The sequence below is a fragment of the Streptomyces sp. NPDC048370 genome, from assembly GCF_043200825.1.
Classification (GTDB): Bacteria; Actinomycetota; Actinomycetes; order Streptomycetales; family Streptomycetaceae; genus Streptomyces.
In genome coordinates this window covers 209,963-218,482 of sequence record NZ_JBICYI010000014.1, presented here as the reverse complement: position 1 = coordinate 218,482, position 8,520 = coordinate 209,963, and the positions used below count along the sequence as shown (strand labels likewise).

The 8,520-nt window shown below is 72.3% G+C and carries 6 protein-coding genes; 3 read left to right on the top strand and 3 right to left on the bottom strand.

The annotated features are described in order from the left end of the window. The first annotated feature begins 265 nt into the window (after positions 1 to 265). Positions 266 to 826, top strand: coding sequence for a TetR/AcrR family transcriptional regulator (locus ACGFYP_RS27630; protein WP_361959288.1), 561 nt, complete (start codon positions 266 to 268; stop codon positions 824 to 826). Between the two features lie 59 nt (positions 827 to 885). On the opposite strand, the gene ACGFYP_RS27625 is transcribed toward ACGFYP_RS27630, so the two are convergent. Next, a complete protein-coding gene (locus ACGFYP_RS27625) occupies positions 886 to 1,578 on the bottom strand; it encodes a hypothetical protein (protein ID WP_393498860.1) in 693 nt (230 codons plus the stop codon). Positions 1,579 to 2,154: 576 nt separating this feature from the next. Here ACGFYP_RS27625 and cimA point away from each other — a divergent pair. Then, positions 2,155 to 3,771, top strand: coding sequence for a citramalate synthase (gene cimA, locus ACGFYP_RS27620; RefSeq protein WP_361959125.1), 1,617 nt, complete (start codon positions 2,155 to 2,157; stop codon positions 3,769 to 3,771). A 128-nt stretch (positions 3,772 to 3,899) separates the two neighbouring features. Continuing rightward, positions 3,900 to 5,252 (top strand): hypothetical protein, encoded by a 1,353-nt coding sequence (locus ACGFYP_RS27615; RefSeq protein WP_393498857.1) that lies wholly within the window; start codon positions 3,900 to 3,902, stop codon positions 5,250 to 5,252. Positions 5,253 to 5,282: 30 nt separating this feature from the next. On the opposite strand, the gene ACGFYP_RS27610 is transcribed toward ACGFYP_RS27615, so the two are convergent. Further along, positions 5,283 to 6,875 (bottom strand): alpha/beta fold hydrolase, encoded by a 1,593-nt coding sequence (locus ACGFYP_RS27610; protein WP_393498854.1) that lies wholly within the window; start codon positions 6,873 to 6,875, stop codon positions 5,283 to 5,285. Continuing rightward, positions 6,872 to 8,293 (bottom strand): alpha/beta fold hydrolase, encoded by a 1,422-nt coding sequence (locus ACGFYP_RS27605; protein WP_393498851.1) that lies wholly within the window; start codon positions 8,291 to 8,293, stop codon positions 6,872 to 6,874. Before ACGFYP_RS27605 ends, ACGFYP_RS27610 begins: the two co-directional genes overlap by 4 nt. Positions 8,294 to 8,520: the final 227 nt, after the last annotated feature.

Sequence of the window (8,520 nt, the reverse complement as noted above, 5' to 3'; positions counted from 1 at the left end):
CACGCCCACGTCCTCGCTCCGGTCCGTCACCCCACCAGCCTACGATCCCCGGGGGCGCCGGGCGCCCCCCCCCGCCCCCCCCCCCCCCCCCCCCCCCGCCCCGGGCGGGGGGGGGGGGGGGGGGGGGGGGGCCCCCCCCCCCCCCCCCCCCCCGGCCACCTTCGGTCGAAAGCCCGGCGGGAGCGTGAGGTAGAACAGACGAGTGACCCGCATCAACCCCGCCGGACCCCGGCGCCGCAACAACACCGCCCCTCCCCGCGAGGAGCTGCTCTCCGCCGCCATGGACACCATCGCCGAGCGCGGGCTCGACGGGCTGACCATGGCCGGGCTCGGGCGCGAGGTAGGGATGAGCAGCGGGCACCTGCTCTACTACTTCCGCACCAAGGACGAGCTGCTCCTGCAGACCCTGGAGTGGAGCGAGGGCCGCCTCGGCGCCGAGCGCAGCGCGCTGCTCTCCCGTCCCGGGAGCGCCCGCGAGCGCCTCGACGGCTACATCGACGTCTACGTCCCGGACGGGCCCCGCGACCCCCACTGGACCCTCTGGCTGGAGGTCTGGAACCGGTCCCAGAACGCCGACGACGACGCCCGCGCCCGCCAGGCCGCGATCGAGGGCGCCTGGCACCGAGACCTGGTCGCGCTGATCGCCGAAGGCGTCTCGCGCGGCGAGTTCCGCCCCGTCGACCCCGACCGGTACGCGACCCGGATGCGCGCCCTGCTCGACGGCTTCAGCGTCCATGTGGCGGTCGGCATCCCGGGCACGAGTCGCGAACAAGTCATCGCCCACGTCAGGGAGTTCGTTGCGGACGGCCTGCTGCTGCGACCGTGACGGCCGACTGCTGCGACCGTAACGGCCGGCTGCTCGGCCCGGGGTCGGCGGGGCCGGGGTCACTGCTGCTCGGCCGCCTCCAGCCGCTGCTGGAGCTTCTTCATGACGCCCGCCGCGCGCTCGGCGAGCCGGGCCGGGACGCCGTCCGGTCCCTCGTAGTCGATGACGGCGAGAGTGGTGGCGCCGGAGCGGCCCGTGTACACCACGTACGGGTAGTCCGTCGTCTTCCCGTCGGCGTCGGCGACCTGCTTGCCGTCCTCGGCGACGATCTCGTCGTACCCCGCCACCTCAGGGGCCGTGGCCTGTCGCACCCCGGCCCACCGCGTCTTGTCGCTGTGCTGCTCCGGGCAGCGCCGTGTGCCGTTCTCGATGTCGTCCAGGTAGGACTCGGCCGTCGCCGGGTCCGCGAACACCCGTACCTCCGTACTGCTGATGAGGCCACTCACGGGGTGCGTGACGGCGCGGCTGATCGCGGCCAGGGTGCCCGACCGGCTGCTCTGCGCGACTCCCTCGCAGGTGCTCCTCACCTCCCACTCGGACGCCGGATCGGTCTCGTACGGGTCCGCCCGTTTGTAGCCGGACCCCCAGTCCTCAGGGCGCAAGGCCACCGCGGCCGCGAGCCGGTGCGCCTCGGTGCGGGCGGCATCCTCGTTCACCGTGGCCGACGGGGACGAGGTCGCCCCCGACCCGCCGTCGTCCCCGCCCTGCAACATCGCGACCAGCGCCACCGCGAGGCCGAGGGCGACGACCACGCCTGCTCCGGCGATCACCAGCGTGCGGCGGCGTCGGCTGCCCGGGGGAGGGGGTTCGGGGCCGTCGGGGGGACCCGGCGGGATGCTTCCGCCGCCCGAACCGGGCGGGACGCTGCCGCCGCCCGAACCCGGGGGGATGCTGCCGCGGCCCGAGCCCGGGGGGATGTTTCCGCCGCCCGAACTCGGGCCGAGCGGCCCGGGAGGTGGTCCCGCCGGTGGGCCGGAGGGTGGGCCGGAAGGAGGGTGAGTGCTCATACAGGGACCCGTACCACCCGACCGCCGCCCGCATCCTGAGACCGCGATCCCGTCACCCGTACAGATGTGGCAGACTGCCCGCGTGCTCGCTACCACCATGATTATCGGCAGCAGCGCGCCGGTCCGCAGTGGCCACTGAACCGCGACTCCACCCCCGCGGCAGTGGACACCGTGCCCCAGACCCGCGCGCAGACCTCTCGCACCCGCGAGGGGTTTTTTCGTTTTCCGGCCCCACCATCGCCGGAAACGGACAGCGCGTGAGAATGGGGGCAAGTGGATCCAGACCTTCCGGAGCCACATCCGACAGGAGCCATCAGAGCCATGACCACGGAGACCGACGAGAGCTCGCGCCTCGACGACAGCTTCCATGTCTTCGACACGACGCTGCGCGACGGCGCGCAGCGTGAAGGCATCAACCTCACCGTCGCGGACAAGCTGACCATCGCGCGGCACCTCGACGACTTCGGCGTCGGCTTCATCGAGGGCGGCTGGCCCGGCGCCAACCCGCGTGACACGGAGTTCTTCGCCCGCGCGCAGCAGGAGATCACGTTCAAGAACGCGCAGCTCGTCGCGTTCGGCGCGACCCGTCGGGCCGGCGGCAGCGCCGCCGACGACCCGCAGGTCAAGGCGCTCCTCGACTCCGGTGCCCCCGTGATCACCCTGGTCGCCAAGTCGCACGACCGGCACGTCGAGCTCGCCCTGCGCACCACCCTGGACGAGAACCTGGAGATGGTCCGCGACACCGTCTCCTACCTCAGCTCCCAGGGTCGTCGCGTCTTCGTCGACTGCGAGCACTTCTTCGACGGGTACAAGGCCAACCCGCAGTACGCCAAGGACGTCGTCCGCGCCGCCTCCGAGGCCGGCGCCGACGTCGTGATCCTCTGCGACACCAACGGCGGCATGCTCCCCGCCCAGGTCCAGGCCGTCGTCGCCACCGTCATCGCCGACACCGGCGCCCGCCTCGGCATCCACGCCCAGGACGACACCGGCTGCGCCGTCGCCAACACCCTCGCCGCCGTCGACGCGGGCGCCACGCACGTCCAGTGCACCGCCAACGGCTACGGCGAGCGCGTCGGCAACGCCAACCTCTTCCCGGTGGTCGCCGCCCTGGAGCTCAAGTACGACAAGAGAGTGCTGCCGCAGGGCGCGCTCGCCGAGATGACCCGGATCTCGCACGCCATCGCCGAGGTCGTCAACCTCACGCCCTCCACCCACCAGCCGTACGTGGGTGTCTCGGCCTTCGCCCACAAGGCGGGGCTGCACGCCTCCGCGATCAAGGTCGACCCGGACCTCTACCAGCACATCGACCCCGAGCTCGTCGGCAACACCATGCGGATGCTGGTCTCCGACATGGCCGGCCGCGCCTCGATCGAGCTGAAGGGCAAGGAGCTCGGCGTCGACCTCGGCGGCGACCGCGCGCTGGTCGCGCGCGTCGTCGCGCGCGTCAAGGAGCGCGAGCTCCAGGGCTACACCTACGAGGCCGCCGACGCCTCCTTCGAGCTGCTGCTCCGCGAGGAGGTGGAGGGCAGGGCCCGCCGCTACTTCCGTACGGAGTCCTGGCGCGCGATCGTCGAGGACCGGCCCGACGGCACCCACGCCAACGAGGCGACCGTGAAGCTCTGGGCCAAGGGCGAGCGGATCGTGGCCACCGCCGAGGGCAACGGTCCCGTCAACGCCCTGGACCGGGCCATGCGGGTCGGTCTGGAGCGGATCTACCCGCAGCTCGCCAAGTTCGAGCTGGTGGACTACAAGGTCCGCATCCTGGAGGGCCGCCACGGCACGGAGTCCACGACCCGCGTCCTGATCACCACCAGCGACGGCAACGCCGAGTGGTCCACGGTCGGCGTCGGGGAGAACGTGATCGCCGCGTCCTGGCAGGCGCTGGAGGACGCGTTCACGTACGGGCTGCTGCGGGTGGGGATCGACCCCGCCGAATAGAGGCCGCCGAGGAGAGGCCGCCGAGGAGAGGCCGCCGAGGAGAGGCCGCCCGACGAGAAGCCGGCCGACGGGAAGCCGGGAGAGTCCTCGATGTCTCGTAACCACCCTTTCGGGGTAGTTTCGATGGTATGAGGACCAGGCCGTTCCACCTTCTGTCGGCCCTCGCCGGGCTGGCGCTGCTGCTGCTCCTGGTCCTGGCCCCCTCCGCGGGGGCCGGGACCACCGGGATTCCGGACGCGGGCGCGGCCCTGAAGCAGGGGCCGGTGTACGTCGATCCGGGCGCGCGTGACCAGCTCTCGACGGCCGAGGCGGATGCCCTCGCCCAGAAGATCAAGGACGCGGACAAGCCGCTCTTCATCGCCGTGCTGCCCGCGACCAGCGAGTACCCGCCCGAGAACCTGCTGCGCAATCTACGCACCCAGACCGGCGTGACAGGGCTGTACGGGGTCCGGCTCGGCGACGGGTTCGACGCGGCCGCCGACCGTACGGTGATGTCCGCGGACGCCGTGGACAACCTGATCACCTCGGTGCGCCAGCCCGGGGTCGACGCGGCCACCGAGCTGAACAACTTCGTCGACCAGGCCCTGCCGGGCCTCCGCGGGAACGCCCCGGCCTCCTGGGGTTCGGTCGGCGCGGACGACGGCGTCCCGGTGGGCGGTCTGATCACGCTCGGCGCGGTCGTCGCGGCCGGCGGCGCGGGCGCGTACGCGATCGTCCGCCGCAACCGGCTCCGCAAGGAGGCCGAGGAGCGCGAGGCGCTCGACAAGCTGCGGGTCGTCGTCGACGAGGACATCACGGCCTTCGGCGAGGAGCTCGAACGCCTCGACTTCCACCCCGCCGAGCCCGGCGCCGACGACGCGATGCGCGGGGACTACGAGCGCTCCCTCGACTCGTACGACAAGGCCAAGTCCCTGATGGGCTCGGCCAGGCACCCGCACGACGTCCGGGGCGTGACCGAGGCGCTGGAGGACGGCCGCTACTCGCTCGCCGTCCTTGCCGCGCGCCGCGAGGCCCGGCCGCTGCCCGAGCGCCGTCCGCCCTGCTTCTTCGACCCGCGCCACGGTCCTTCTCTGCAGGACAGGACCTGGACCCCGGCGGGCGGGGCCGCCCGCGAGGTCCCGGTGTGCGCCGCCGACGCCGCCCGCCTCGACGACGGGCAGGAGCCCCTGGCCCGTACGGTCGAGACCTACGACGGCCGCCGCCCGTACTGGGAGGCGGGACCGGCGTACGGCCCCTGGGCCGGCGGCTACTTCGGCGGCGGCCTGCTCCCCGGCCTCCTCGTCGGCACCATGCTCGGCTCGATGCTCGCCACCCCGGCCTACGCCGGTGAGTACGGCGGCGGGGACTTCCAGGGCGGCGACGTCTCCGGCGCGGACTTCAACTCCGGCGACTTCGGGTCGAGCGACTTCGGCGGCGGCGGTGGCGGCGGCTTCGGCGACTTCGGAGGCGGTGGAGGGGACTTCGGAGGCGGAGGGTTCTAGACACCCCGCGCTACGAGAGTCCCCTCACCCTCACGGTGCGATCTCGAACTGGGGTGGCTGGAGACCGGCGAGGCAGCTCGTGTCCGGCGCGTTCGGACGGTCGAAGAACGAGACGGTCATCGTCTGCGCGCACGTCGAGTCGGCGAAGACCACGTGGGCGACGTACGGGACCTCGACGGCGATGGAACGGCTCAGCGTGCGGGCGGCGTAGGGTCCGCTGCTGGGCGCGGTCTGGGAGTCGAACCCTCCGGACAGGACGAACGTCGGGATGTCGCTGCGGGTCACTTCCCGGATCGAGGGCGGTGCCGCGGGAATGTTCCAGGCCCTGCAGTCCGCGTGCATCCAGCTGAGCAGCGGTGCGTTGGCCAGCACCGAGCGGGGGAACGACGGGAACGCGCGCCGTCCGGCCCGGATCACGTCGGCCTCGCTCTCGAACGGTGTCCACTCGCTGCAGAAGACGCCGAAGACGAGTCCGTGAGAGACCCTCCCGATGGCCTGCGGGCTGAGCTTTCCGCCCGCGTACTGCTCGGCGATCCGCCGCGGGTTGCCGTGTGCCAGTTCGTCGATGGAACGGGGCACTCCGGCCGCGAGATGGCTGGCGAAGGTCAGCCAGTTCACCAGGAGACCGCCGTCCAGCGTGACCTTCACCGGCTCCGGGTGACCCGGAACCGTGACGTTGGTGGTGACCGGTCGGGCTTCGAGTTCGACCACGAGGCGCTCGAAGGTGGCCTTGAGGTTCGGATAGCGGGTGTTGCAGGCCAGCTGCTCCGCGCATGTCTCGAAGATGCTGTCGAAGCCTTCTCGTGCGGCCTTCCAGGTCACGGCCCCGCCTGCCAGGGACGGGGGCAGGACGCCGTCGATGCCCACCGACCGGATGCCCTTCGGGTGCAGGCGCATGTACTGGAGCGCCAGGTCGGTGCCGTAGGAGATGCCGAACACGTTCCACTGCCTGATGCCCAGTGCCTTGCGCAGGCCGTCGTAGTCGGCGGAACTCTCGGTGCCGTTGTAGGCGCTGAGGTCGGCCCCGCGCCTCACCAGCTGCTTGCGGCACTTCCGCGTCTCCTCGACGTGCAGGCGTCCGGTGGACGGCGCGCCGAAGACGAGATCGAGGGAGTTCGCGACGAACTTGTCGACGTTCGGGCAGGTGAGCTCCGGGTCGGCCGAGTAGGTCCCGCGCTGGGACATGAAGATCACGTCGCGGTCGCGGTTCAGGCCCCCGGAGACCGCCATCGGGATCTCGGAGACCGCGTCGTCGCCTGGCCCGCCGGCGAGCCACACGATCGGGTCGGGTGCCGGTCTGCTGGTGGCCGCGGGGATGATCGCGACCGCGAGGGTGATCTTCCGTCCCTTGCGGTGGGAGCGCTTCTCGGGGACGGTGAGCGTTCCGCAGCGGGCGCGCTCCAGATCGGGGATCGGATCCGCCGTCCGCGGGCAGGGGCCGGGCTCGAAGCGGGCGTCGCCCGCCGTCCGGGCGACCGTGCCGATCGGCGCTCTGTCGCCGGACTCGGCTCGGGCGGGCATCGCGGCCAGGCCGACGACGAGGGCACCGACCGTGGCTCCGGCCAGCGTGGCCGGGAACCGGCGCGACGCGCGCCGGTGTCGGGGTGGGCTGAGGGACATCATGCTTTCTCCGGTTCAGGGGTGATGGTGAACGGACCCGGTGCGAGTCCCGCCACGCACCCGGTGTCGGGAGAGGTCGGACGCGCGAGGAAGGAAGCCAGGACGCTCTGCGAACACGGCGACTGGGGGACCACGAAGTGGCCGATCCCGGGAATCTGCACGGCGGTCGAGCGGGGGAGCGTGCGGCCGGCGTACGGCCCCCAGCTCGCGCCCGTCTTCGCGTCGAACGTTCCGGAGATGATCAGCGTCGGCACCTTGCTGAAGGTGGTCACCCGCTGGATCGCGGTGCGGTCGGGGACGTTCCAGACGCGGCACAGGTCGTACTGGAAGGGCAGCTGCGGCGCATGGGCAAGGACGGTGTCCGGCCACCCGGGGAAGGCCCGGCGCCCCGCCTCCAGGACGTCGGACTTCGTGAAGCCCGGCGCCCACTCGGCGCACACCACCGAATGCGTCAGACCGTAGGCCTGGGGGACGGCGGGCGTCCCCGCGCCGGCGGCCTGTGCCTGCGCCAGGCGTTCCGGATTGCCTCGGGCGAGTTCGTCGAGCGCCGCGGGGACCACGGCGGCCGGCAGGGCGCCGCCGTTGGCGACCAGCAGGTTCACCAGCGCGCCCCCGTCGAGGACGACCTTCACCGGGCTGCCGCCCCCGGGCGGCTGCACCGTCGGCGTCAGGGGGTTCGCCTCAAGGCGCCGGACCTGCTCCGTGAGCGTGCGGGAGAGGTTCGGGTAGCGGCTCTTGCAGCTCGGCTGGGCCTCGCACGCCGCGAAGATCGTGTTGATCCCCTCCTGGGCACTGTCCCAGGCCCACGGCAGGCTCACGATCTGTGGCGGCACGACCGAGTCGATGGTCACCGTGCGGATCCCGTCGGGGTGCCGGCGCAGGTACGTGAGGGCCAGGTCGGTGCCGTAGGAGTAGCCGTAGACGTTCCACTTCTCGATGCCGAGCGCCTTGCGCAGGTCGGCGAAGTCGGCGGCGTTCTCGGTGGTGTTGTAGCTGCTCAGCCGCACTCCGTCGGCCGTCAGGCGGTCCCGGCACTCCTTCGCCGCTCGTACCAGGAGCCGTCCGGTCGAGGGCGCGTCGTAGGGCAGCCCGACGGCGCTCGCGTTGAACCGGTCGATCTCAGGGCAGGCGAGGTACGGCTCCGAGTAGGGTCCGCCGCGCTGGGTCATGACGATCAGGTCGCGATCCCGGTTCACGCCGGAATCGATCAGGAAGGGGATGGCCCCGATCGCGTCGCCGCCGGGACCCCCCTCCATGAACACCACCGGATCCTCGGCCGGTTTCGTCGACGTGGCCGGAATGATGGCGACGGCCAGCTTGATGATGGTCCGTCCACCGCGGTGTTGCCGGTTCTCGGGCACCTCCAGGACCCCGCACCGCCCGGGGATCTCTTCGGGCGCCTCCGGGCAGGGACCGGGCACGAACCGCGCCGGACCGCTGGGACGGGGTCCGGTGAGGGGTGGTGACTCGGCCGTGCTCGGCGTCGGAGCGACCGCGCCGAGGAATGCCAGACCGGCCGCGACGAGTGCCACTCCGGTGGGCGACCGCCGGGAGCGTCTCCGTGCGTAGGGGCGCCGGGCCCGCATCCGTACCGACCTGCCGCTCCCGCGAGCGAACGGCAGGCAGCCTGTTCTGATGCCCTGTTCGG